This window comes from Desulfoluna spongiiphila, assembly GCF_900101345.1.
GTDB lineage: Bacteria > Desulfobacterota > Desulfobacteria > Desulfobacterales > Desulfolunaceae > Desulfoluna > Desulfoluna spongiiphila.
The window spans coordinates 96,705-122,249 of the sequence record NZ_FMUX01000012.1 but is presented as its reverse complement, the minus strand read 5'-3'; the positions used below and the strand labels follow the sequence as shown (position 1 = coordinate 122,249).

The following is a 25,545-nucleotide window of genomic DNA, read 5'->3' as shown; positions in this document are numbered from 1 at the left end:
TCGCGGAGATATTCATCAAATCAACCAAAACCTGTTTATCTAACGTTTCAGAAGCTTGGCCACCGGAGGGAAGTTTTTTCCCGGTAACGTTAAACACGGAAGGCTCTTCTGGCTGTCCGGTATGCCCTCACCCCCCCACCGCCCACTGAAGAATCCAGAGGGAGGAAAGACCGGAGGCAAGGGTCAGAAAAACGCTTCGTTTCCAAAGGGCCACGGCAAGGGCCACAGCCCCGGCCAGAAGGCGCAGGTTACCAAAGGAGAGGTCCACAGCTCCGCTGTGCATAAAAATGGCCGGGGTCACAAGGGCCGGAAGGACAGCTGCAGGAACCAGGCGAAGGGCCCTTGCCAGCCGCGGGTGGGGCTCTTTGCCCCGTTGGCGCAAAAGAAAGGCCCCCCGCTCGGAAAAGGTGACAGCGCCGCACAGCAGCGCCACCACAAAAAAGGCGTCGTGGCTCATGGGGTCTCCCGTAGGGTTCCGGCCTCAAAAAGAAGCCCTGCGCCGATCCCCGTCAGGGCGGCAACGATGATGTTGAGCCCGCAGGGAAGACCGGCGGCAACCACCGCCGTGACACCGGAGACCAGGGCCGAAACAAGGGTAGGCCGATCCTGGACCGCCGGGACCAGAAGGGCCATGAAGGTGAGGGGCACGCCGAAATCGAGGCCCCAGCTCGCAGGCACCCCGGCCCCTAAGAGGACCCCCAGGCCGTTGCACACATGCCAGGCAAAAAACACGGTAACCCCGGTGCCCATGGTGTAAGCAAAAGGATACCGACACCCTTCCGGCTGATTGAACTTTGTCAGGGAAAGGGCGTAGGCCTGGTCGGTCAACAGATAGGAGAGCAGCGGCCGCCACCTGCCGGGCACGGGCCTGAAGTGCGGGGAGATGGAGGCACTGTACATCACAAACCGCAGGTTGATCACCAGGGCGGTCAGCACCATCACCACGGCCGGTGCCCCCATCACAAAAAGATGGGTCACGGCAAGCTGTGCCGCTCCTGCAAAAATCACAACGGGGATCACCACCGCCTGCCAGACGGGCAGCCCTGCCTCCATGGAGGCAATCCCGCAAATCAAGGCAAAGGGAACCACCCCCAACATCAACGGAAGGGACGCACGCACCCCTTCCAGGAACGTCGCCCGCTCCTCTTCACACCAGCCCATCACATCCTCCGGCATCACAGAAAAAAACATCAACACCGACTTATGTACAGCACTGGAATGGGAAAAGAAAAGGGAAAGACAAAAAAACAAAAAAGGCCCCGGCAAGACATGGTGTTCCTCCCGGGGCCCCGTGACATCAAGGCATCAGAATAAGGGCTATGACAAAAATAAAGCTCACACGTATTGGCGAGTGTGATAGCGCTCTGGGAGTGTTACCCATCGGTGAATTCGCGTCATCGCTCAAACGGCCAACACGTCAGGGTGTATCATTGTTTTCCGGCCGAGCCCTAAGCCGCAGGCACCGTTAGAAGGTGAAGTTTGCACCGATGGCAACGGTGGTGGTGGCGTTTTCGGTTTCCAGCTTGACGCCGGTGGTCTGGTCGGTGATGGTCTCATCATCCCAGATGGTCCTGGCAACGGCCGCGTTGACCTCCACTCGCTTGGTAATCTGCCAGGAGACGCCCCCGCACACCTGCCAGTTATCAGAGTAAAGCACCTCGTAGGACCCGATATTCGCTGAATAATACCCATCGATATCGTTCCAGAGGAAATCGGTATAGACGGTTCCGACGCTTGTGGAAAAGCCTTCGGTCCACTTGCAGGTCCCGGTGATGCCGTAGGACTGGGTGTCACCTGCCATATCGGAGATATCTTTGCCACCGCTGTCTTTCCCCCAGTCGGCATCTTCCTGGAACCAGTAGCTGTAGTTGGCCTCCAGATAAAACCGCTTCAGGATATCCCATCCGACCCCAAACCCCAGCATGGCCGGAAAATCCCGGGGGTTCTCCGCGCCATCGACATACAGCCCGAGGTTGTCCTGGTTCACATCGGCCTTGAAGTCAAGGTCCACCCTGGACTGATACTGGATGCCGATGTTCACCCGGTCCGTGGGATTGATGTTGATCCCCACGATATATCCGGCGCCCTCGGCGCTTTCGTCTACATCCACCTTGTTGTCGCTGAATCCCCCGCCGGCGATGACGGTATCGAACAGACCGTTGCTTGAGGCAACGGACACGGTGCCTTCGATGCTGTTGTCCGCATCGATGTACCGGCCCCCCAGGGCCACCGACACCATGTCGTTGAATTTGTAGGTCCCGCCCAGGGTAAAGGTGAGGTACATGGATTCTGCCTCAAGGCTCTCCCCCGAGGTGGAAAGGGTCGCAAACACATCGTTGCCCGTAAGCCCCCCGCCGATGACATCGGCCACGCCACTGGCAATGGAGCCGGGAATCAGCACATTGGTTGTAAAGGACCCCGTGGGGTAATCAACCACGGCACCGCCCCCGGGAATATAGAAACCACCCCAGAGCGCCCAGTCATTTCTGTTGTACGCCGCATAGATATTGGGAAGGAAGGGGTCGTCCCCGTCCTGCTCGAAGCTTTTCTCCCCCATGCCCGCGTTATAGGAGTGCTCCGGCTCACGTCTCATGCTCTGGTTGCCGATGTTGATGGCCACGCCATCGGGCAGCTCCGTGATGCCGCCGGGGTTGTACACCACGATATCGGCCCTGTCCGTTGCGGCGTTTCGGTTCGCGGTCCGCATCCACTCCACGCTCATGTTGGAAAGGTTGTCGATGTTGGCCAAAAGATCCGTGGAGATAAGACAGACTGTCAGTAGCACTGTAGTGAAAAGAACCGCTCGTTTCATACCACCCTCCCTGGTCATGAAGATGGCAGCCGTCCATGGGAACAAGGGGCCCTTAAAGGCTCAGGCGGCCGCTGAGCGGCCCACGTGAAACCGGCCCTGTGGATCATCCGCCTGGGTCATGGAAAGCAATACCATCAGTGATGAATGTCGCTTCGTGCCGATACGCCGACGCCATGTAACAAGGGGCAACCGAACCCGGAAAACACACCCGGCCCACCCGGTCGCCCCCGGCCAAACAGGTTCTTACTGACAAACAGATATTCCACTCATAATCAACGTTCATTTCTGACGTTAGCCCCGGGGGCCAATGTTTGTCAACCATTAACTGACCGGTCAGTGCATGGTTAAAAAGCCTTGACCAGAATTAAACTGACCAGTCAGTTTTCTGTTGACACCCGAAAATCCTTTTTCCTATAGTGAGGTCAACGCACTTCGTTTTCCATGTATTTACCGAAAATTAAGCAAGCCGCCTTGCCCACGCAGGGCAGCCGGATCAGACAGGACATCGGGCCATGGGCTTGACGCAAACGCCTTCACAGCAACGGCAATGGCCATTGCAGAACGTTCCCTGGTTACGCCCCTTCCCGAACGGCATTGGCAAAAAATCAAGGTGAGACGAGGTAGAGACCATCATGACCAAACCCGGATACGCCATCAGCCAGTACCACGACACCCGCAAAATCTACGAACAGCTCAACGCCCTCATCAGCCAGCCCATCCGGACCCTTCGAAAAGAGGCCCTTAACGGGTACCTGGGTTACTTTGATGAGAAGTGCAGAACCTCAAAGCAAATGGCCGAGGACGCGGCCAGGGTCATACCCGGCGGGGTCCAGCACAACCTTGCCTTTAACTACCCCTTTCCCCTGGCCTTTGCCAAAGCCTCCGGAGCCCACCTACAGGACGTGGACGGCAACCGCTACATCGACTTTCTCCAGGCGGGAGGCCCCACTGTCCTGGGAAGCAACCCCGAACCCGTCAGGGCCAAGGTCCTCGACCTGCTCACCACCTGCGGCCCCGCCACCGGCCTCTTTCATGAGTACGAAATGAAGCTGGCCCGGTTCATCTGCGACCGCTTCAGCGGAGTGGAGATGTTCCGCATGCTGGGAAGCGGCACCGAAGCGTGCATGGCAGCCGTCAGGGTTGCGCGGGTAGCCACCAGGAAAAAAAACATCATCAAACTCGGCGGGGCCTATCACGGCTGGAGCGATCAACTGTCCTACGGAAACCGCATCCCCGGGCTCCGGTCTTTAGAGTCCCACGGCATTCCTCTTGCCTGCTTCAAATACACCCAGGAGGTCTTCCCCAACGACATCCACGCCCTGGAAAAACAGCTGAAACGAAACAGGCTCCGGGGGGGCACGGCGGCGGTCTTTATGGAACCCATGGGCCCGGAGAGCGGCACCCGTCCCCTGGATTTCGACTACAACGGCCAGGTCCGGGATCTCTGCACAACCTACGGCGCCCTCCTTGTCTTTGATGAGGTGGTCACCGCCTTTCGCATCGGGGTCGACGGGGCCCAGGGATACTTCGGCATCACGCCGGACCTTACCATCTTCGGCAAGGTGGTGGCAGGCGGCTACCCCTCGGCGGGGGGTATCGGCGGCAAGGCCGAGTTCATGGCCTGTCTGGCCGGAGGACTCGGGGGGAAAAAATCAAAAAAGGCCCATGTGGGGGGAACCATGGCCGCCAACCCCTTGAGCGCCGCCGCCGGGTACCACACGGTGAAGATGATCGAGGAGACCAACGCCTGCGAAACAGCGGGAAAAGCCGGTGACCGGCTCACCGGGGGGCTCCGGAAGCTCATCGAAAAATACGGGCTCCCCTTTGTGGCCTACAACCAGGGATCCATCTGCCACCTGGAGACCGTGGGCACCATGCTCTTTGACATCAACCTCTTCAAACCCTGGCAGATCCCCGCCAGGATCAAAGAGATCCACGCACGCAAAGACGTCATGACACACATGGGGGCCGCCTACATGGCCGAAGGCCTCGTCACCCTCGCCGGAAGCCGCCTGTATACCTCGGCCGCCGACACCGACGAGATCATCGATGACGCCCTGAACCGATTTGAACGTGTTTTCCTGAACATTGAAGGGGTAAAGGCTTAGGCAAGACATCCCGGTTTCACAGGAAAAAGAGGAGACGGTACCGGACTGTTTACCGATACGTATAAGGAGCATCGCATGGAACTCACCCAAGCCCGCGACATCGTGTACCAGGCCGGGCTGGACCTGGCAGGGGAAGGCCTTGTGGCCCGAACCTGGGGGAACATCAGCCTTCGCCTGGACTCAAGGTCCTTTCTCATCACCCCCAGCGGCAGGCGCTACGAGACCCTGAAGCCGTCGGAGCTCGTGGTGGTCACCATTGAGGACCTCTCCCATGAAGGCAGCATCAAACCCTCCTCCGAAAAAGGCATGCATGCAGAGATCTATGCCCTGCGTCCCGACATCAACGCCGTGGTCCACACCCACCAGCGCCAGGCGTCCACCGTGGCTGCCGCCCGGAAAGAGGTGACCGGGCTGTCCGAAGCCCATGCCCGGCTGTTGGGGGAAAGCGTTCGCTGCGCCGCCTACGCCCTGCCCGGGACAAAAAAACTCGTAAAGGCGGCAGGCGCGGCCCTTGACGGGGAGCGCAAGGCGGCCCTGCTGGCCAACCACGGTGCCGTCTGTGTCGGAGGCACCATGGAAGAAGCCTTCCGGGTGGCCCAGGCCCTTGAAGGGGCCTGCGAATCGTTCATCGCCGAGGCCTTTGCCCGACGATACGGTACCCGGGCGCACACCATGGAAGAGATGCATGCCTGTTACCTGAAAACCCTGCCCTGAAAGGAGCGCCCCATGCCCATGCCGTCCGCACCCCGGAATATCTGCGAAATGGCCCAGATACTCCTGTCCGAAGGCCTCTGCACCGACCACTCCGGCTGCTTAAGCGCCCGGATGGGAGGTCGCCTGTGGATCACCCCTGAAGACACCAAACTCTCTGAGTTGACCCCTGACGCCCTGTCCGTTGTGGACCTTGCCACCTGTACCCCCCTGGAGGGTCCCAGGCCGGACCGCCGGTTCGCCCTGCACAGGGCTCTTTATAAGAAACGAAAGCACCTGGGCGCCCTTCTCCACGCCGACCCCTTGAGCATTCTCACCGCCTCCCGGGCAGAACGCGATGTGCCGCCCCTTCTGGACGACATGGCCCAGCTTGTGGGAATTTCCGCAAGGATCGCCCAGTCCTGGCCCTGCCGGGGAACCGCCCCGGTGATCGCCGCCATGAGAGGACGAAACGCCGTGCTCCTTAAAAACAGCGGCGCCCTCTGCGGCGCCGGGACCTTTGACGATGCCCACGCCGTGGCCCAGGTCCTGGAAAAAAACTGCAAGGCCGTCATCGAGGCCACCTTCTTAGGGGGCGGCATCACCATCAACCGGGGAGAGGCCCTTCTCATGCGCACCGTCTACCAGCTCACCTACGCCAGACAAAACACAAAAAACGTCCCTTCTATGGTTAAAGTCAGATGAACCACAGAGTCACAGAGGGCTTAGCGAAAAAACCAGAAAGAGGCCTCCGGCGGCAAGGTGTGCCACCTTGAAAGCAGCTTGCGAATGCGCTTTCCCCCTCGTTCCTCGGGGAAAATCACATTCGCCTTTGATTTTGATTGGTCTGAATCTGTTTTTAAAGCCTGTTTGTTAAACTTTTTAAAAGTTTGGCCCCCGGCAGGGCCGCCGGAGGCATCTTTAACTTGGTTGCCTCCGGCGGCGAGGTGTGCCACCTCGAAAGCAGCTTGCGAATGCGCTTTCCCCTTCGTTCCTCGGGGAAAATCACATTCGCCTTTGATTTAGATTGAACTGAATCTGTTTTTAAAACCTGTTTGTCAAACTTTTCAAAAGTTTGGCCCCCGGCAGGGCCGCCGGAGGCACCTTTCACTATTCACAACTGCCTACCCACCACTCACTGCCCGCCGCTCAACAATCCCGTGGACAGCATGTCATGAAGGGTCGCAACGGCCTGCTCTTCAGTGGCTTCATCGGGGTGTTGCAGCAGGTGGCTGCACACGCTGTCGATAATCCCTGCAAGGGCCACGGCCGAGAGTTTCAGGTCAATGGGTTTGATATACCCCTTTTTCTGCCCCTTCTCGATCATCTCCGCGATAAACTCAATAAACCGGGAGCGAACCCGTTCAATCTCAACAAGGACGGCATCGTCGATACCGCTTGAGATTTCATTGAAGATAATATGGGCAAGATCGCTGTGCTGGAGGTACAGCCGGACAATGGAGGTCACCAGAAGCTGAAAGTGCTCGGGAAAGGGAAGGTCGGACACCAGTTCCGTCCGAATCTGCCGGACGATGCCCTCCATCCCTTCGGTGACGGTGGCGGCAAAAAGAAGGCTCTTGCTGGAGAAATTGTAATACAAGGTCCCCTTGGCCACATTGGCCATGAGGGCGATCTCGTCCATGCGTGCCTGATGGAACCCCTTTTGAGAGAATATGGTGGCGGCGGCGTTAAGTATCTGCTTGCGTTTGATGCTGGTTTTCCCGGAATCCATGGTCCTCCGATGCGTTTGGCTCGTGGTTGCGTCCCTCACCCGGACAATTTATGCCGTCAAATATCCCGGCTAATTCAACGCCTTGAAAAGCGTTCTGTTTTTTTTGTAAAGCGTTTTAAACACCTTGAACTGCCGATCGTACATGGGCTTGAGTTCGGCCCGGGGCTCGTAGGTTTTGGCCACCTTGATCAACGGCTTGGCCGCGGAAAAAGAGGGCATGATGCCCAACCCCACGGCACAGACCACAGCCGCACCGGCAGCACCGCTGTCCTGGGGCTGTGACACGGCCTCGATGCGACGCCCCGTCACGTCACTCATGATCTGGCACCACACCTCGGACCGGGCGCCGCCCCCCACGAAACGTACCGTCTCCTGCTTTGGAATCCGGGACTCCATGGCCTCCAGCATCCACCGCTTGTGAAAGGCCACCCCCTCGAGCACGGCCCGGATCATCTGGCGTTTGCCCGTGTTCATGCCGATGTTGAAAAAAATACCCCGGGCTCGGGTATCCTCCTTCGGCGCCCGGTTGCCGTGGAGCCAGGGGGTAAAAAGAAGGTTTCCCGCGCCGGGCGGGGTCTCGTCCACGGCCCGGTTCATGAGGGCGTAAAGTTCAGCCGGGTCCACGCTCTCAGCATCCATACCCCTCTCCTTCAGGTAGACCCCGATGGCATCCACGGCCAGGTGATCCCTCACCCACTGAAGGCAGGCTCCGGAGGTCTCCTGTTCGGCCACATAATTGTAATGGCCGGGGATCGCCCCCAAGATCGCGGCCATAAAGTGGGCGATGTCCACATACCGCTTGCCCACGTTGGAGACCACCCACCCGGAGGTTCCCACATAGATGTGGGTGTCATAAAGGTCCAGGCACCCGGAGCCGATGGTCGTCAGGGTCACGTCCCCGCCCCCGCCGAACACAGGGGTCCCGGAACAGAGCCCGAGCTCCCGGGCAGCCCGCTCAGAAAGCCCCCCCACCACATCCGTTGCCCCCACCACCTTGGGCAGGTGGGCCATATCCACCCCGAAGGTCCTGCACAGACCTGGGTGCCACCCCTCTTTTCCCCTTCGCGTATCGTACACAAAGGTGATGTGGGCGGAGTCCGGGGTCATGGCGCACTCACCCGTGCAGCGCAGGATGAGATAATCCTTGACGTCCAGCCACTTGTGGACCCGTGTGAAGAGGTCCGGCTCGTGGTCCTTTACCCAGTGGTACTTCCACAAGGGGTCCTTGGCCGTGGCCGCGACGCCCCCTGTGATGCGCAGGGTGTTCAGCAGGGCAAAGGCGTTGATGCCGCTGATGCGGAACAGGCCCCTTCGAAGGTACCGGTCGATCTGCTCCGTGGCCCGCCCGTCAAGATAGACCATGGGGTTGCGCAGGGCGTCTCCGTGTCTGTCCACCACAACGGAACCCTGCATCTGGCAGCAAAAGGAAATCCCACGGATCCCGGAAGGGGGCACCCCGCCTTTGGAAAGGACCGCCCGGGTGGATTGGCACAAGGCATCCCACCACTCCTCCACGCGCTGCTCGGCCCCTCCGTCCTCCGTCACGTACAGGGGGTACTCGGCCACCTCGGAGGCCACCTGGGTCAAGGTCTCACCAATACGGTACAGGCAGGTCTTGCAGCCCGTGGTTCCGACATCGAAGGCAAGGACATGGGTCTCTTGGTCCACACTCACTCTCCCCGCAAGGTTGAGGTATGATAAAGGTGTACCGCCGCTGATTTTAAAATACATATCCGAGGAGTTGCGATGGTGTCAACAGGATAACTGACCGGTCAGTTCAAATCCTGGCAAAAAACGCCCCCCAGAGACAACCCGGCATTTAACCCATCATCCCAAGCGGTTGCACACACACCCACGCGTTGACACCCACAGAAGTCCCATGGTACATACCGCGCCAGATGCCAACCACCCATCAAGCCAAGGACGCTCCATGACACGAACGGCTGCATTTTTCGATTTCGACCGCACCCTCATCGCCGCAGACAGCCAGCGCATGGAGGCCCTTTCCCTGCTCCGGAACCATTGGCCGGGGCTCCTGTACCCCTTCAGGCTGCTCAAGGTGGCCCTGGCCGAGCCCTTTTACAAGCGAAACCTCATGGACCACGATCGTTTCAACCGCATCTACCTCACCTCATACAAGGGCATCCCCCTTTCTCACCTCCAGGCCCACGCCAGGCACCTGTATGAGGATCGATTGAAGCCCCTTCTCTTTCCGGACATGATGGCCCTCATGGCGGACCACAAAACCCGGGGCCACCTCGTCATCGTCGTCTCGGCCACCAGCGGGCACCTCCTTGCCCCCTTCATCGAGGATCATGCCCCCGACGCCTGGTTCGCCACCCCCATCGAAGCGGGCAGAGACGGTCTCTGCACCGGCCGCCCCGCAGGCAACATCTGTGTCGGCAGCGAAAAGGCCCGGGCCATAGGTGGCCTGGCACGCACCATGGGCATCAACCTGGCCGCGTCCCACGCCTACTCCGACCACCACGCAGACCTTGCGTTCCTCAGGGCCGTGGGCCACCCCACCGCGGTGAACCCCACACCGGCCCTTAAGACCGTGGCCCTGGACCAGGGATGGGACATCGCGCATCATGACCACAACGCATCCCAAAACAACCAAAACAGTTAAGGCGACTCAGCAGGCTGCCATTTCAGTTCTGTTGCGACCGGAGTCCTTGGCCCGGTAGAGCGCCTGATCCGCGGTTTTATACATGGTATCGATATCTGTGGGACTGTCCGAGACCACAAGGCCAAGGGAGACCGTCAGGACATCCGACACCTTGCTCTGGGTGTGCTCGATGGCGAGCCCTGCAATGGCCTCCCGCATGCTCTCCATAAAGGCCAGGGCCCGGTCCGGATCCCGCGCCAGAAACAGAAGCCCGAACTCTTCTCCCCCCAGCCGGAAGGAGTAGTCCGTACCCCGTTTGCACCGCCGGAGAAGAAGCGCCCCCACCCGGTTCAAGGCCTCATCGCCCATCTGATGGCCGTAATGGTCATTGTACTGCTTGAAAAAATCGATATCCATGATGGCAAAGGCGAGGTACCGCCCGCTGCGGCGGAGCCGGCTGATCTCAAGGGGAAAGGCTTCCGCGAATTTACGCCGGTTGTAAAGCCCGGTGAGGGGATCGGTCACCGCCATCACCTTTACCCTGGCCTGCTCCCTGCGAAGGGCCTCTTCGGCCAGCACCCGCACGTCGATCTCTTTTTTAAGGGCTTTGTTCACGATGGACAGGCGCCTGTTCCAATAGATGGAGACAGCCAGGACCCCCACCGCACCCACCAGAAACTGCCAAAGCAACGTGTAGTCAACCCCGTGTTCGTAGCGCAGGGTAATCCAGCGCTGATAGATGGTGTCCCGCTCTGCCTCGGAAATGGAGCCCATGGCTTTGGAAACCAGGCCTGCAAACAAAGGCCAATCCCTTCGGACCCCCATGCTGATGGCAAGGGTCCGAGGCACTGTCCCGGACACCTTGAGGTGGGTCAGCCGCTCTTTTTTGATGGTGTAATTTGCCACCGCCAGGTTTCCCACGTAGGCATAAGCCTTGCCCGTGGCAACAGCCGCCAGGGCATCCACCGTGGTGTCCGCCGAGAGCACCTTGATATGCGGATACTCCCCTGCAAGGATCTTGTGCTCGGAATAGTCCTTGACCACGGCCACCGTCCTGCCGGCAAGGGCCTCCATGTCCTCCACAAAATCCACCTGCTCGTTGGTAATCACCACCAGGGGAAAAGACAAAAAGGGCGACGTGAGCCGCATGGCCTCTTTGTGCTGTGAAATGGCCCCGATGGCGGCGATCATGTCCAGGCGCTTCTCCTTCATGGCCGTGAGCGTCTCCGACCAGGTCATCCCCCGGGTGTAGACACATCGGATGCCCAGGCGCTCTTCAAGGACCCGCACATAGTCCGCCACCATGCCGTCGTATCGTCCATCGGGCCCGAGAAACTCAAAGGGCGGCCAGTTGTCATCGATCCCCAGACGTACCGTGGGGTGGTCGGCCAGCCAGCGGCGTTCCTCTGCGGTGATCTCAAAGGCGTTTGTTTTCGGATAAAAGGTGTCCAGCAGGTGGGGAAGGTCGAAACGGTAGAGAAGGGTCGTGTTCAGGTATTTTGAAAACGCCGCAAAGTCGATGCGGTCCCAGTTGTCGGATAAAAAGGCCCTGACCTGGTCGACATTGCCGCTGTCGATGGCATGCATGCGGGTTTTAAACACCGTGCTCTCCCGTGCGAAGTCGCGGTGCCGAAGGTAGTCGTGCATCAATGTGAGGGACCAGGCCCCCTCCAGCATATGCCCGCCGATGCTCAACCGATTGGCTCCGGAGCGTATGCTCTCAACGGCAGGAGCGCTCCAGTCAATCCCCCCTGTGAGTACCGCCCCCTCATCCAGCCCCAGATCACGTATCGCATCCAGGACGCCCAGGGCGATGTCATCCCCTGCGGCCCACACGGTATTGATGTCCGGGTGCCTGCGGTATTCGGAGAGAAACACCTGCCTCCCCCGTGCCCTGCTCCACCCTTTTCCGGCATTTGCAATGCCGTAAAGCGTCACATCCCCGCGGCCTGCCACCACCGTCTTCATCCCCTTGACACGGTCCGCAGAAGACTTTTCATGGGGGTTTCCCTCGATGGCGAGCATTCGGACCTCCCCCACGCCCGAGCGTTTACCGGCCCGGATCAGCCGCTCGGCAAGGAGCCCCCCGGCGCGGACATCATCCGGCGTCATGCTGCCGATCCAATAAGGATAATGACGCCTGGGGACCATCAGGGGGTCTTCAAAGCCGGTGTTGTAGAGAAACGCCGGGACCTTGTGTTCCTCGGATATGGACAGGATCTCTTTTCCAAGGTGTTCATAGTTCATAAAAAGGAGGCCGTCGGTTCCCCGAATGCAGGCTGCTTTCACCTGAGACAGCATGGTGTCCCCCTGATTACCCGCCGAATACACCACAAGGTCCAGCTCCAGGTCATGGGCCGCAGCACGGGTCAACCTCACAAGGGACGCCCAGAACACCGTGTCGTTGCGGGGAACAAACAACGAAACCTGAAACGCTTTTGCGGGGACGGCAAGGGATAGAAAAAGGGCCCCCATGCACATCACTCGCATTACACCATTACATACAGCCATGCACCACACACTCCGGCAATCATTGTCACGAAAAGGCCCGGTTCAATCCTGCAACCGCCTTCCCCAGGGCTAAAAAAAGGAAAACAAATCCTCTTTGCCAGGCCCGGGGCGCCCCTTGATTTATCTAAACGGGAAACCTTTTATTTATCATAACACGTGACATATGAATACCTCTGAGTCTCAACGCCGCAGCTGTAAAACGGGGCTTACCCGGAGGGACAAGTCATTCCCCGATAACGGGTCGTCGTCTGCTTAATTTATGAATAGAAGTCTGAAAAAAAATGTTCTTAAAAAGGAGGGGAGGAAAGGAGAGGACCTTACACACGCACACCAGGGCCTGTCAGGTGCCCTTTACCACTTCATCATGGGAACCGGATCCAGGGGGTGCCTGACAAACCATCTCGCCGCACGTTTTGAAAGGTTCAGGTGAAACCCTGCGTTTGGGAAATGCGCCCGAACGTCCCTGATAAAGGCCTTGTCGATACCAAAACGGCACAGGCCCAATGACACGTCCACCAGGTCCCCTTTGCGAAACACCTCCACAAGGGGGTATGCCATGTCCCGGTATGGGCGAAGCTTGTGATGCTCGGAAATCATGAGAGCAACTTCATCGGACCAGGCATCGAGGTTGCGGCGTCTCAGGTACTGCATGGCAGGGGGAATGGATGCCGGGATATAGTCAAAGGTGTCTTCGATCCAGAGGCCCATGTCGTGAAACACCCCTGCGACACACAACTTTTCACGATCCGTTTCGGTACAGGCCCCAAGGGCAAAACAAAAATGAAGCATGCGGTACACATGATTTCGGTACCCCTGATACTCGGATGCCAAAGGGCCTTGCCACCTGTCAAAAAGCTCATCCACAAGGGGAATCGAATCGTAAATCACGGTCATGGGCTCTCCCTTTTTTTAATCGGTCGGTTCAGTTGGCCCCTTACGGAATCATCAGGGCAATAAAGTATGCCACAAGGGAAAGATTAAGAAAGCCGAAGGCAAGGCCCGGCTTCTTGGTGACAAAAAGAGTGTGGGCAAAAAGCGGAGTCAGAAAGCCCGCGTTGGTAAACAGCAGGAGAAGCGCCCAGTCGGAGAAATCGGCCATGAAGATAAGATGGTAAAGGGAAAGGTTGTAAAGCATCACCCACATAAGGGTCACAAAGGCCAGCTCCGGGTCCTTGAACAGCTTGGTGATGGAAGGCTGGTCGCTTTTCCTCAGCTCGTCGGCATGCTTGAGGTTCTGGATCATGGAGTGGGGAATCTGCCAGACCCCGACAACCAGGGCCGCGGACAGAGCCTCCCGGTCCATGGGAGAGCCCCCGGAAACCATCCACCCGGCAAGAAGGGCAGCCATTCCGCAAAGGGATCCGGGAAGCAGTGCCAGATGGCTCTTTTTCTTTAAAGGGGTGTACACCACGTTGTAGAAAAAAAGCCCCGTCAGTACCATGGCCGCGGGCCAGAGTCCGTCGGCGGCATCCACCACCAGCATGAGCCCCAGCACGGCCATCAGCCCCGCCCCCTTCAGCAGGGTGAGGACCCCGGCTGACTCCAGGGCCTTTCGGCGCCACCTTGTGCGTGTGATCTCCTGGTCCTGGAGGCGGTCCTGGATGTTGTTCACCAGGGCGCCGGCCATGGCCGTCAAGGTCACCCCACACCAGGCCATAACGGCCTGCACCACGCTGCCTTCGGCGTGGAAAAGGCAGCCTGCGGCAGCAGCCAGGCCGATATGTGCAGACAGGAAGGTTTTGGAAAGAAGAAAAAAAGAGAACGCCCTTCCCTTCGGGGACGCCCTGGGTGAGGGCTTCGTATCTGTCACATCCATCTCCATCTCATGGTTGAAACCGCTGCGCCCTGTGCCTTGTGTCCGGTCGCACGCCCTGCGGTCACTCATCGTCGTCCTCCTCCTCCAGAAATGCTTGGTATGCCTCCTCGGACACAATGGTCAGGGTACCGTCCATGGAGGAGTGTCCGGTGCCGCAGAACTCCGTACAGTGAAAGACAAACTCCCCCTTTTTGTCGGGAAAAAACCAGGCATAGGTTTCCATGCCCTTGACGGCATCCATCTTCACACGGAAAGAGGGCAGGTAAAAACTGTGGAGCACATCCTCTGATGTCAGGGTGATCTTGATGGGGACATTTTCGGGCACCACCAGCTCGTTTTCGGTCTCTTTGTCGTTGGGGTAGACAAAGATCCAGGAAAACATCTGGGCGTAGGCCTTGATCTCCAGGGCCCCGTCCGGTACGGAACGAAGCCCCGTATACGCCTGCCACCCCGAGACAAACATGGCAAGGGCAATGCATGTGGGAATCACGGTCCAGGCAAGCTCCAGCCATACGTTGCCCCGAATATCCGATGCGTAAGGGTTCCGGCTCCGGCGGTACCGGATTACGAACCAGATCATCACCGCCGTGATGGCAAAAAGAAAGAGAAAGGAAAACCCGATGATAAAGTAGAAGGCCCGGTCCACCAGAACCACCGGGTTGTTGTCCATGGGCATGATGCACTCCTTGAAAAGAAGAAAACGTGCCGGATCGTGACGCACTCACCACTCACTGTTCACTGCTTACTGCCCCCGAAACGCCACATCCCAGAAGGTAAATCCGATCATGATGGCCAGGAAAAAAACCGTGCTGAGAAACGAGGCCACCACCAGGCGCCCCTCAACACCGATGTGCATAAAAAAAAGCAGCACCAGGGAGGCCTTGGTGGAAGCGATCATCAGGGCGACCCAGACGTTCAAGGGGCCCAGGTCCACGTAGGAGGCCGCCACCGTGACCCCCGTCAAGACCAGAAGCGCTGCCAGCACGGCCATCAGCCGGCCGTAGGATGCGATGTGCATGGGTCTCTCCCCCACGGGCCTTCCCAAAGGAAGGCCCTGTTTAAAGGACCAGGTAAAAAAGCGGAAAAATAAAAATCCAGGCAAGGTCCACAAGGTGCCAGTACAGCCCTGCGTTCTCCAGAAACACATGGTTCCGGGATGTGATGCGCTGCCGGGCCATCAGCACCAGGGCTACGGTTAATACCGTCATGCCGATGAGAATGTGGATCCCGTGGAGCCCGGTGATCACATAGTAGAGCCCGAAAAAAATATTGCGTCCCGGCTCCCCGTAAGTCAGGCTCTCGGAGCCCGGATAGATGCCCTCATGCACCTTGTGCCCCCATTCGAAATACTTGTTGATGAGAAACACCAGGCCGCAAAAAATGGTCGCCCCCACCAGAAACAGGCTCGTCTTTTTCTGCTCCTTTTGAACGGCGGTGATGGAAGAGGCTACGGCACAGCTGCTCACCAGAAGGATCAGGGTATTGGCCGCCCCGAACAGGCGATTCAGATCCTTTCCCCCGGCAATGAAATCCACGGGATACCTGGCAAGGTAGACGGCGTAGAGCACAAACAGCCCGCCGAACAGAATGATCTCGGTGTAGAGAAAAAGCCACATGCCGAGACGCTTTCCTTTGTGATCCGTTGCCTGCCTCATGAGACCTCCGCGTCACCGCTCCGTGTCTTCATTATTTCCGTAAAGTCGTACGGGTAATCGGGGACCACCGGCTCCTGTATAAAGTTATGCAAAGGCGGCGGTGAAGGCACCGTCCACTCCAGGGTGGTCCCTCCCCAGGGGTCGGAGGCGGCAACCCTCCCCCGCTTCAGGGACACCAAAAGGTTTGCCAGCATCAACACCAGGCCCGCCAGCATGAAAGCCGCACCGAAACCCGCCACGAAGTTGCCGGTCTCATACTCCGGCAGGTAGTCGTAGTAGCGTCTCGGCATGCCCTGGAACCCCAAGATAAACATGGGGATATAGTGGAGGAGAAACCCGAAGGTCACAAGAAACGCCGCCCAGTAAGCCGCCGTAAAATCATACATCCGCCCGAACATCTTGGGCCACCAGTGATGAAGGGCCGCAAAAAAAGCAAACCCGGTGCCGCCGAACATGGTGAAGTGGAAATGGGCCACCACAAAGTAGGTGTCGTGCACATGGATGTCGGGCCCGGCAGCCCCCAGCACCAGGCCGGTGAGCCCGCCCACGGAAAAAAGATAAATAAAGCACAGGCCGAAAAAAAGCGGCGGGGTCATCAGGATGGAGCCCTTGTACAGGGTGGCCACCCAACTGAACACCTTGATGGCAGACGGGATGGCAACAAGAAAGGTCAACAGGGAGAAAACAAACACCGCCGTATCGCTCATGCCGCTGGTGTACATGTGGTGGGCCCACACCAGGGAGCCCACCACGGCAATGGCAAGGCTGGAAAAGGCCATGGCCTTGTAGCCGAAGACAGGCTTTCTGGCAAAAACCGCCATCACCTCGGAGATCACCCCCATGCCGGGAAGGATCATGATGTACACCGCCGGGTGGGAGTACATCCAGAAGAGGTGCTGGTAGAGAATGGGATCGCCACCCTTGGCCGGATCAAAGAGCCCCACCCCCAGAAACCGTTCCACCATGATGAGAAGCAGGGTGATGGAGACCACCGGCGTGGCCAGGATCTGCACCCAGCTTGTGGCGTAAAGGCTCCAGGTAAACAGGGGAAGCTGGAGCCAGCCCATCTTTTCGCTGCGCATCCGGTGGATGGTGGTGACAAAATTGATGCCGGTAAGCATGCTCGCCAGCCCCAGCACAAAGGCGGCAAAAACAGCGGTGGAGACATTGCTGTTGGTGCCCACGCTGAAGGGCACGTAAAAAGTCCAGCCGGTGTCCGGCGGCCCGCCGATAAACAGGGTGGACAGGGCCAGAAGCCCGCCTGTGACGTAGAGGTACCAGGAGAGCAGGTTGAGCTTCGGAAAAAAGACATCGTCCGTGCCGATCTGGATGGGCAGAAAAAAGTTCCCGAAGATGGCAGGGATCCCGGGGATGATAAAGAGAAAAATCATGATCACCCCGTGGAGAGTAAACAGGGCGTTGTAAGACTCGGCCCCCATGAGGGTCTCTCCCCTGAACATCAACTCAAGGCGCATCAGCCCGCCCAGAAACATGGCCACCACAAACCAGAAGAGGATCACGAAAAGATACATGAGCCCGATCCGCTTGTGGTCCGTGGTGATGAGCCAGGAGAGCACGCCGGTGAAACGGGGCGGTGCCGGTGTCTCAAAAAAAGAGGGAACTTTTTCCATCTCTGATCTCCATTCAAAGGCAATCAAAAACGTAAAGTTGCTGAAAAAAAATAAAAGAACAAAAAGCAAAACCTCGGGCGGCAAGGTGGGGGCATCTTGAAACCCTGTGGCAAATGCATGGAAGCTTTGGTTACGCATGAATTATCGGGGCATTCGCGTGAAGGATGGCATCCGGCAACCGCCTTCTGCAGGAGATACCCATTTCATTATTCAAAAAAGGACGAGGTGAGGCTTTCCTGAAATGCTTGGTTTTGGCCGAAATAACTCCCTATATCCTACCCCCTGCCTTCGGCTTCCGAACCTTCGGAGCCACCACTAGGTAGAGAAACATGAGCCCCACAAGGGTCAGGGTCACGGTGCCCATGGTTCGGTACACATTGAGCACATAGCCCCGGCTTTCGGGATCGTAATCAAAGCAGAAGGTCACCACCTTTCGAATGGACACGGACGCCACCCCGTCGGCGGCCTCCTGCAGCCCCTTTTTGATGTCAGCGGTTAAAAAATCAGGCCCGTAAAGGTACCGGATGATTTTCCCGCGGGGCGCAACGGCCAGGGCCACATTGGGATGAACATAGGCGTTGGGGCCATTCCTGGTATAGCGATAGCCCATGGAGGCACACAGCTTTTTGATGCCCTCGGGGTCCCCCACCAGAAAGGTCCACGCCTCATCCGGGTATCCGCCCCCCAGAATCTTCATGTACTGAACCTTGGCCTGTGCGGCATCGGCAGGGGTCTCCTCTTCGGAAAAACTCAAGGCCACCACCCGGTACTCCATGCCCGGGAACAGATCCAGGTCGCGAACCGCCGTTGCCATGGCCGCCAGGAGAAAGCTGCACGAGCGGGGGCAATTGTAGTAGGCGGGAATCAGCAGGGTGGGAAGGTCCAGCACCTCTTCGAGGTTGACCTGCTCGCCCTTCTCGTTCCACAACCGCCCTTCGGTGTAGAGGGTGTCTCCGGGTTTTTCATCCACCCCCACATCCACGCCCCCCCCCGTATCCTCCGTGACCATGGGGGCGTCAACAGGGCTCTCCGGTTCATGGTCCATCTCGCCATGGGAAAACCCCAGGGTGGCACCACCCAGAGCAAGGGCCAGCACACAAAGGGCGGTGGCCGCCGCCCGGATCACTTGACCTTCTCCGAGGCACCCGTCGAAAGGGTCACCTGGTGCACCGACCGGAATTTGTGGACCGATCGAAAGCTGTCCCGGCCTCCCCCCATTCCCAGCAGGACCGTGGTAACACCCCCGGGGTCAAGGGCTGTGTCGGTTGAGTCGCCGGAGTTTAAAGGGATGGTGAAAAAAATCTCTGTCACGCCTCCCTCTTCGGAGCCTGCGATGTCCGAGGTGTTGTTCGCCCCTCCGGATTTTTTGTCGGCCTTGTGGTTGCGCTCATTGTTCCCGATGTGATCCGTCACCTTGACCTTCCCGCCTTTCACGTACCCCATGATGAAATTGGCACCCTTCATCATCTTTTCCGGGTTGAATCCCACCCCTACCCACCCCGTGGTTTTTCCGGTGAGCTTCACATGGAGATTTTCACCGTCCACCGTCCAGCTGAAACTCATGGGGCCGTCGTCAATGGTATGCTGAAAATCATGGGAACTTGCCAGAGTCCAGCCGCCCCACAAAAGAACCAGAAGCATGAGCCCGAAAGCCAAGCGTTTCATAGCATCCTCCGTCAACCGTAAATGAGTTCACCCCCGGAAAAGCCCAACCCGATGACATTTGCAATACCCAGAACATACAAAAAACTTCGAAGGTCCAGGCGGGGAGTCTCGGGATCATCCAGGGCAACAATCAAAATAAGAATCACCATAAGGGTCAGGGCCAGCACCATTTTAAGCCCGATAAGAAACTCCCATTCCCCTCCATAGCGATACTGCCAGTCCATCCACCCCAGGACCACCGTGGGGGGGGTGCCCAGCAAGCCAAGAACAGCGCAATGATACCCGGTCCGTGACAGCTCTTTCATGGACGTAAAAATCGCCACCATACGAAAAATCAGGGCTCCCATCACAAGCCCCATGGGAATATGGGTTGCCGCGGGATGCAGGGGATGGGCAAACCCGACGCTCTCCAGTAAACCGTAGATGAACTCGACCATCGTAACCACCTCTCAGATTGGGTTGTGTGACGGCTGGAACCAAGGGGAATGACACCGCCTGACGATGCGGGCCGTCCGCTCACAAAGGCGGCTTCCCGGATCAGGGCATTGATAAAGGGATATCCTGCAGGCATCCCACACATGAAAAGATAAACAAGGAATGAAACATTGGACGTGGCGAGTCGGAAACGAACGCGGCGCAGAGGCTCGGAAAGGAAGGAACGAAGGCTCTAAGGCCTACGAAGATGGACATAGTTTATCAGAGTGAGCACAGGTGAGCAATACCCTTCGTACCAATAGACGGACACACAGCCATGGGAGGCATCAGAAAAAGGAGGGGCAGTCGCTGAGGACCATGGGCCGCCGTGTGGGCGCCAAGCCCTGATCGTTAGCATGAACCGACCGCTTCGCCTCCGGCTTCACGCACATTCCCACGGCATCCCCATTTGCCCCCGGCAGCTCCGCCGGGGGCTGGGTTGAACGAAGCTGTTGCTAATAGTCTTTTTCAGGAAGATCCAAGGGGAGAACGCCGCAGGGATAGCGCCTGAGAACGCCTAAGGAACCGGTGCGTTCCAGCACCTCGAACTGTCCGGAGGCCACGGCCATCTTGTAGATATGGTGAGGCGCCTGGCCCCCCTCTTCGATGGAGTCGTAGATGTCATGGATCAAAAGGTAACCGCCGGGAACCACGTGCCGGGCCCAGCAGGCATAATCGTTGTAGGCGGCCTCGTAGGTATGGCCGCCGTCAATGAAGACTAAGCTCAGGGGGGTGGCCCAGAAGCGTCCCGCCACCGTGGATTTTGACACCAGGGGAACCACGGTGTCGTTGAGCTCGGCCCGGTCCAGGACGTTTCTGAACACCGAAAAGGTATCGACTTTCTCTTCGGCGGGGTCCCAGAGGTCGGCGTCGAAAAACATCTCCCCTTTCTGCTGCTCTTCCGACCCCCGGTGATGGTCCACGGCAAAAAGAACGCTTCCTGCCTCGCGGCACGCCTCACCAATCCAGAGGGTGGATTTTCCGCAATAGCTGCCAATCTCAAGGCAGGGTCCCATCTTTGCCGCCTCGGCGGCAATGGTGTAAAGGCGCGTGCCCTCCTCAAGGCTCAAAAAACCTTTTACACTGTCGATCAATGATCTGTTCAAAGCCATACAACACCATCTTTCCTGACATGTCAGATAATAAAAACAAAAAAGCCTCCGGCAGCCCTGCCGGGGGCTAAACTTTTAAAAAGTTTAACAAACAGGTTTTAAAATAATTCTTGATTCAATTTCATTCTAAAGGCGAATGTGATTTGACCCGGAAAGCGAGGGGACAAAACGCATTCTCAGCCTGCTTTCAAGGTGGCACGCCTTACCGCCGGAAGTCCTACTCGTCGTAGGAAGCCACCAGGATTTCCCGGGACTTGGATCCGTCGGCAGGGCCGATGACCCCGTCGCGCTCCATGGCTTCGATGATGCGGGCGGCCCGGTTGTACCCGATGCGCAGGTGACGCTGCACGCTGGAGATGGAGGCCTGGCGGGTACGGGTCACAAGGGCCACGGCTTCATCGTACTTTTCGTCGTAGTCCTCATCGCCTCCCTCGGCGGCTGCGGCCTCAGGGGGTGTATCAAGGATGGAGGTGTCGTACCCCGGCCCCTGCTGCTCCTTCCAGAAACTGATGAGCTCGTTTAACTCATCATCGGAGATAAAGGCCCCGTGGATTCGCATGAGCTTTGCGGTACCCGGGGGCAGGTAGAGCATGTCCCCCATGCCGAGGAGGTTTTCGGCCCCGTTGGAGTCGATGATGGTCCGCGAATCGGTCTTGGAGGAGACCTGGAAAGAGATGCGCGTGGGAAAGTTCGCCTTGATGATACCGGTGAGAACATCCACACTGGGCCGCTGGGTGGCCAGAATGATGTGGATGCCCGAGGCACGGGCCATCTGGGCCAGGCGGGTCAGGGCCACCTCCACATCCCGGGAGGCAACCATCATCAGGTCGGCCAGCTCGTCGATGATGATCACGATAAAGGGGAGCTTCTCAGGCGGCTCCGGGGCCTCTTCCCCTTCGGCCGCCGCTTTTTTAGGCGCCCCCTTTTTGGCCTCCTGGGCGAGCTTTTCCACCTTCTTGTTGAACTGGTCGATGTTCCTCACCTTGTGTTCGGCCAGGAGCTCATAGCGGCGCTCCATCTCCCGCACGGCCCAGAAAAGGGCGTTGGTGGCCTTTTTCATGTCCGTGACCACCGGGGTGATAAGATGGGGAATCCCGTCATAGACGGAGAGTTCGATACGCTTGGGATCCACCATGATCATCCGCACGTCATCCGGGGTGGACTTGAAAAGGAGGCTGGAGATCATGACGTTTAAGCCCACGCTCTTGCCCGCGCCGGTGGCACCGGCAATGAGAAGGTGGGGCATCTTGTTGAGCTCGGCGGAGATGGGGTTGCCCACGATGTCGTGGCCCAGGCACATGCACAGCGGGGACTTGGATTTGATGAAGCTGCTGGAGGTGACGATCTCCTTGAACCAGACCTTGCTCCGAACGTCGTTGGGCACCTCGATGCCGATGGCGTCCTTGCCGGGGATGGGGGCCACGATACGGATGCTGATGGCCCGCAGGGCAAGGGCCAGGTCGTCGGCCAGGTTCACGATCTTGTTGATTTTCACCCCGGGGGCAGGCTTGTATTCGAAGGTGGTGATGACAGGGCCGGGGGACACCTCGGAGACCTTGCCCATCACCCCGAAATCTTCGAGTTTTTTCTCAAGGAGAACCGAGAGCATGCGCAGGCTCTCGTTATCGATGACGGCCCCCTCCTCTTCCACGGGGTCCATGAGAAAGGAGATGGTGGGCAGCCGGTACCCCTGGGTCTCCCCTGCAGGGCTCATGAAGCTGAACTCGGCCTGCTGGGCCACGGTGGCGGTGTGGGCTTTTTTGGGCTTGACGCTTTTGATCTTCACCTCACAGGTTTCGGCCGGGGTGCTCTTGGCCACCTTCCTGTTGGCTTTCTTCTCTTTGACCCGTGCGGTCTTCACGCTTTTTTCCAGCTCTTTTTTCACCTTGCGCTGGGCCCGGCGCTCCCGGCTCTTTTTCAGCCGGGCTCGCAAAAACTGATACAAAGCGATAAAGGAGAATCCGGTGGAGAGAATCAGGCCGATAAAAATGGCCACACTAATGATGATGAGGCCGCCGGTAAGGTTGGTGTACTTGAGGAGTGCCCCTTTAAAGACGGTGCCCACCAGCCCCCCTGCAGGGAACCGGTTCTCGAAGAGGATGTAGTAGTCAAGCCCCGAGACCATGGCAAGCAGAGTCCCGGTGGCAAAAACCAGGATCACCCCGCCGCCGGTGATGAAATAGAGGCTCTTGCCCTCGCGGTTGCTCAGAAAATGCACGCTGGCAATGAGCAGGAGCACAGGGATCCAGAAGGCCCCCATACCGGCAAGGCCGATGAGAAACCCGGCGATGTGGGCCCCCAAGAGCCCGAAGAGGTTCTTGACATGGGCCGATCCACCGGCATGGTTGATGGATGGATCGGTCCAGTTGTAGGAGACCAGGCTGATCAAGGTCAGCACGACAAGAAAAAACAGCAGGGTACCGGTGATCTCTTTTCGCATCCGAATCTAAAGCTCCATGATAACGGGAACAATGATGGGTCGGCGCTTGATGGTAAAGTTAAAGTACTGGCGCAGCGCCTTTTGAATTTTGGACCGGATGAGGTCTGTGCGGTTGGGGGCGTCCATGCCGATCTCCTCCACCACTTCCAGGATCACGCACTGGGCGTCGTCCAGGAGGTGCCCCGTGGCCGTCCAGAAGACAAACCCTCTGGAGACGATCTCCGGGCCGTACACAATGACCCCGGTCTCTTCGTCAAACACGATGGTCACCACCACCAGCCCGTCTTCCGCCAGCATCTGACGCTCTTTCAGGACGCTGCGCCCCACGTCCCCCACCCCTTTGCCGTCCACCAGCACGCGCCCTGTGGGCACCTTGCCGTCCAGGCGGGCGCCGTCGTCGTCAAAGGTGATGATGTCCCCGTTTTCGGCCAGGACCACATTCTCCTCGGGGATGCCTGCGGACTGCGCCAGGCGGGAGTGATGGACCAGGTGGCGGTACTCGCCGTGGATGGGGATAAAGTACCGGGGCCGGGTCAGGTGCATCATGGTCTTGAGCTCTTCCTGATGGGCATGGCCCGAGACGTGCACCGGTGCGGTCTTTTCGTACACCACGTTGGCGCCCAGTCGATAGATGGTGTTGATGATCCCGGCGATGGCCTTCTCGTTGCCCGGGATGATCTTGGACGAAAAGACAATGGTGTCGTCTTTTCGGATCTTGATGTGCTTGTGGTTGCCGGCGGCCATGCGGGCCAGGGCGCTCATGGGCTCTCCCTGGCTTCCCGTGGTGATAAGGATCAGGCGGTTGGCCGGGAAATCGTTGCTGCGCCGGATGTCCAGTTCCATGCCGGCAGGAATCTGGAGGTAGCCCAGTTCCCGGGCGATTTTCACGGTGAGCTCCACGGAGCGGCCGCAGAAAACCACCTTGCACCCCTTCATTTCGGCAATGTCCACGATCTGCTGGATACGCGCCACGTTGGAGGCAAAAAGGGCCACGACAATGCGCCCTTCGGCATCAAACGCGATGCGCCTCAGGGAGTCCGCCACCTCGCTGTCGGAGATGGTGTACCCATGTTTCTCCACGTTGGTGGAGTCGGACAAAAGGGCCAATACGCCCTTTTCCCCATACCGGGCAAAGCTGTTGACGTCGGTCATGGTGGACTCTTTGCCCGACAGGTTGATCTTGAAATCACCGGTATGGACAATCACGCCACGGGGTGTCCGGACGGCAAGCCCCACCCCGTCCACGGTGGAATGGCTTACCCGGATGGGATCCACTTCAAAGGGCCCGATGCGGAGCAGCTCCCCTGCGTGGAACACGTTCAGGGAAGAGGACCCCAGGCCGGCCTGCTCTTCGAGTTTCCTGCGGACCACGCCCAGGGTAAAGGAGGTGCCGTACACCGGGATGTCCACCTCTTTTAAAAGGTAGGGCAGGGCACCGATATGGTCTTCGTGTGCATGGGTCAGGATCACCGCCAGAATGCGTGAGGCGTTCTGTTTGATGTAATCCATGGACGGAATCACAATATCGATCCCGAGCATGTAATCTTCCGGGAACATCAATCCGGCATCGATGATGATCGCGTCACCACCGTACTCGATCACCATCATGTTAAGCCCGATCTCGCCCAGGCCTCCCAGGGGAATGATTTTTAAGGCCTTGTCGCCTTCCGGTGATTCGTTGTGTTCCATCTATTCACCCAGTCTCGTGATGTTGATTGATGATCTCGTTAAACGTCTAATAATGGCTATCGATATACAATATGTAATGGATTGTCCACCGTATAAGCATCTCGCCTTGCCCGGAGTGCCGTGGGCGGTGTGTGGACAATGGATGTTCAGGGAAGCTCTGCCGATCAGTTGAGGACCCCGGCAGCTTTAAATACGGCATCCACACGCCCCACCAACCAGAGGAACTGCCGGTCTGTGGCGTAGCCGATGCAGGAGCAGGTGACTTTTTTCCGTGTCCTGACAAGCAGTTCACATGAAAGGCTTGCCGGCCCAAGCTCCAGGGCAAAAACATGGGGCGCACAGCCGGTATGTTCCCGCTGCACGTCATTGAGCAGGGCGTCGTCCAGGGGAAGCCAGTAAAGGTCTCCCAGTTGCGACTGCTCCAGATTGTCGTCAAGCCAGGCCTTGATCTTGTCGTAATCCTCGGGTCTCAGTTCATCAATGACATACTGTTTCATAAACCAAACGATTCCACTTTTAAGAGATATGTATAAAAAAACGACGTATCACAAATTGCTTGCCCGGGCAAGGTGGTTGTTGAACCACTGCCCGCACCGAAAGCA

Annotated in this window: 23 protein-coding genes; 4 read left to right on the top strand and 19 right to left on the bottom strand. The window is 58.2% G+C overall.

Annotation, left to right across the window (positions count from 1 at the left end; all coding sequences use genetic code 11):
• Positions 1 to 127 precede the first annotated feature (127 nt).
• The 3 genes from BLQ12_RS16385 to BLQ12_RS16375 all read right to left on the bottom strand — a co-directional run bounded on the left by BLQ12_RS16385 (position 128) and on the right by BLQ12_RS16375 (position 2,812).
• On the bottom strand, positions 128 to 457 hold the full coding sequence (locus BLQ12_RS16385) for an AzlD domain-containing protein (protein ID WP_092211992.1): 330 nt from the start codon (positions 455 to 457) through the stop codon (positions 128 to 130).
• Positions 454 to 1,161: an AzlC family ABC transporter permease gene (locus BLQ12_RS16380; protein ID WP_092212115.1), complete on the bottom strand. Its 708-nt coding sequence runs from the start codon at positions 1,159 to 1,161 to the stop codon at positions 454 to 456. Before BLQ12_RS16380 ends, BLQ12_RS16385 begins: the two co-directional genes overlap by 4 nt.
• A 304-nt stretch (positions 1,162 to 1,465) precedes the next feature.
• Positions 1,466 to 2,812 (bottom strand): OmpP1/FadL family transporter, encoded by a 1,347-nt coding sequence (locus BLQ12_RS16375; protein WP_175469869.1) that lies wholly within the window; start codon positions 2,810 to 2,812, stop codon positions 1,466 to 1,468.
• A 632-nt stretch (positions 2,813 to 3,444) separates the two neighbouring features.
• Here BLQ12_RS16375 and BLQ12_RS16370 point away from each other — a divergent pair.
• From BLQ12_RS16370 to BLQ12_RS16360, 3 genes are all read left to right on the top strand, one after another.
• On the top strand, positions 3,445 to 4,920 hold the full coding sequence (locus tag BLQ12_RS16370) for an aspartate aminotransferase family protein (RefSeq protein ID WP_092211988.1): 1,476 nt from the start codon (positions 3,445 to 3,447) through the stop codon (positions 4,918 to 4,920).
• Between the two features lie 75 nt (positions 4,921 to 4,995).
• Positions 4,996 to 5,634: a class II aldolase/adducin family protein gene (locus BLQ12_RS16365; protein ID WP_092211986.1), complete on the top strand. Its 639-nt coding sequence runs from the start codon at positions 4,996 to 4,998 to the stop codon at positions 5,632 to 5,634.
• A gap of 12 nt (positions 5,635 to 5,646) precedes the next feature.
• The gene (locus tag BLQ12_RS16360) at positions 5,647 to 6,315 is read left to right on the top strand and encodes a class II aldolase/adducin family protein (RefSeq protein ID WP_092211984.1); all 669 of its coding nucleotides are present in this window, start codon (positions 5,647 to 5,649) and stop codon (positions 6,313 to 6,315) included.
• A 430-nt stretch (positions 6,316 to 6,745) separates the two neighbouring features.
• Here the strand turns inward: BLQ12_RS16360 and BLQ12_RS16350 are convergent, their stop codons facing one another.
• Positions 6,746 to 7,342, bottom strand: a complete 597-nt coding sequence (locus BLQ12_RS16350) for a TetR/AcrR family transcriptional regulator (protein WP_092211980.1) — start codon at positions 7,340 to 7,342, stop codon at positions 6,746 to 6,748.
• 69 nt (positions 7,343 to 7,411) lie between these two features.
• On the bottom strand, positions 7,412 to 9,010 hold the full coding sequence (locus BLQ12_RS16345; protein ID WP_217640333.1) for a xylulokinase: 1,599 nt from the start codon (positions 9,008 to 9,010) through the stop codon (positions 7,412 to 7,414).
• 262 nt (positions 9,011 to 9,272) lie between these two features.
• Between BLQ12_RS16345 and BLQ12_RS16340 the strand changes: the two genes are divergently transcribed.
• A complete protein-coding gene (locus BLQ12_RS16340; RefSeq protein ID WP_175469868.1) occupies positions 9,273 to 9,971 on the top strand; it encodes an HAD family hydrolase in 699 nt (232 codons plus the stop codon).
• Between the two features lie 6 nt (positions 9,972 to 9,977).
• On the opposite strand, the gene BLQ12_RS16335 is transcribed toward BLQ12_RS16340, so the two are convergent.
• The 14 genes from BLQ12_RS16335 to BLQ12_RS16270 all read right to left on the bottom strand — a co-directional run bounded on the left by BLQ12_RS16335 (position 9,978) and on the right by BLQ12_RS16270 (position 25,440).
• A complete protein-coding gene (locus BLQ12_RS16335; RefSeq protein ID WP_092211974.1) occupies positions 9,978 to 12,461 on the bottom strand; it encodes a diguanylate cyclase in 2,484 nt (827 codons plus the stop codon).
• Between the two features lie 351 nt (positions 12,462 to 12,812).
• Positions 12,813 to 13,355, bottom strand: coding sequence for an HD domain-containing protein (locus BLQ12_RS16330; protein ID WP_092211972.1), 543 nt, complete (start codon positions 13,353 to 13,355; stop codon positions 12,813 to 12,815).
• Between the two features lie 40 nt (positions 13,356 to 13,395).
• Positions 13,396 to 14,346, bottom strand: coding sequence for a UbiA family prenyltransferase (locus BLQ12_RS16325; protein WP_092211970.1), 951 nt, complete (start codon positions 14,344 to 14,346; stop codon positions 13,396 to 13,398).
• Entirely contained in the window at positions 14,339 to 14,953 is a 615-nt protein-coding gene (gene coxB / locus BLQ12_RS16320; protein WP_226860181.1) for a cytochrome c oxidase subunit II, read from the bottom strand. The genes BLQ12_RS16325 and coxB overlap by 8 nt, the downstream gene beginning before the upstream one ends.
• Positions 14,954 to 15,019: 66 nt before the next feature.
• Positions 15,020 to 15,295, bottom strand: coding sequence for a cytochrome C oxidase subunit IV family protein (locus tag BLQ12_RS16315; protein ID WP_092211968.1), 276 nt, complete (start codon positions 15,293 to 15,295; stop codon positions 15,020 to 15,022).
• A 40-nt stretch (positions 15,296 to 15,335) separates the two neighbouring features.
• The gene (locus BLQ12_RS16310) at positions 15,336 to 15,932 is read right to left on the bottom strand and encodes a cytochrome c oxidase subunit 3 family protein (protein ID WP_092211966.1); all 597 of its coding nucleotides are present in this window, start codon (positions 15,930 to 15,932) and stop codon (positions 15,336 to 15,338) included.
• The gene (locus tag BLQ12_RS16305; protein ID WP_092212112.1) at positions 15,929 to 17,563 is read right to left on the bottom strand and encodes a cytochrome c oxidase subunit I; all 1,635 of its coding nucleotides are present in this window, start codon (positions 17,561 to 17,563) and stop codon (positions 15,929 to 15,931) included. The genes BLQ12_RS16310 and BLQ12_RS16305 overlap by 4 nt, the downstream gene beginning before the upstream one ends.
• A gap of 268 nt (positions 17,564 to 17,831) precedes the next feature.
• Positions 17,832 to 18,689, bottom strand: a complete 858-nt coding sequence (locus BLQ12_RS16300; RefSeq protein WP_092211964.1) for an SCO family protein — start codon at positions 18,687 to 18,689, stop codon at positions 17,832 to 17,834.
• Entirely contained in the window at positions 18,686 to 19,228 is a 543-nt protein-coding gene (locus BLQ12_RS16295; protein WP_092211962.1) for a DOMON domain-containing protein, read from the bottom strand. Before BLQ12_RS16295 ends, BLQ12_RS16300 begins: the two co-directional genes overlap by 4 nt.
• A gap of 11 nt (positions 19,229 to 19,239) precedes the next feature.
• On the bottom strand, positions 19,240 to 19,665 hold the full coding sequence (locus BLQ12_RS16290; protein WP_092211960.1) for a DUF2231 domain-containing protein: 426 nt from the start codon (positions 19,663 to 19,665) through the stop codon (positions 19,240 to 19,242).
• Between the two features lie 492 nt (positions 19,666 to 20,157).
• Positions 20,158 to 20,814 carry a class I SAM-dependent methyltransferase gene (locus BLQ12_RS16285; RefSeq protein WP_092211958.1) on the bottom strand — a complete coding sequence of 219 codons (657 nt, stop codon included), beginning with the start codon at positions 20,812 to 20,814 and terminating at the stop codon, positions 20,158 to 20,160.
• Between the two features lie 217 nt (positions 20,815 to 21,031).
• Positions 21,032 to 23,254 (bottom strand): DNA translocase FtsK, encoded by a 2,223-nt coding sequence (locus BLQ12_RS16280; protein WP_092211956.1) that lies wholly within the window; start codon positions 23,252 to 23,254, stop codon positions 21,032 to 21,034.
• Between the two features lie 6 nt (positions 23,255 to 23,260).
• Positions 23,261 to 24,943 (bottom strand): ribonuclease J, encoded by a 1,683-nt coding sequence (locus tag BLQ12_RS16275; protein ID WP_092211954.1) that lies wholly within the window; start codon positions 24,941 to 24,943, stop codon positions 23,261 to 23,263.
• Between the two features lie 164 nt (positions 24,944 to 25,107).
• Positions 25,108 to 25,440 (bottom strand): hypothetical protein, encoded by a 333-nt coding sequence (locus BLQ12_RS16270; RefSeq protein WP_092211952.1) that lies wholly within the window; start codon positions 25,438 to 25,440, stop codon positions 25,108 to 25,110.
• Positions 25,441 to 25,545: the final 105 nt, after the last annotated feature.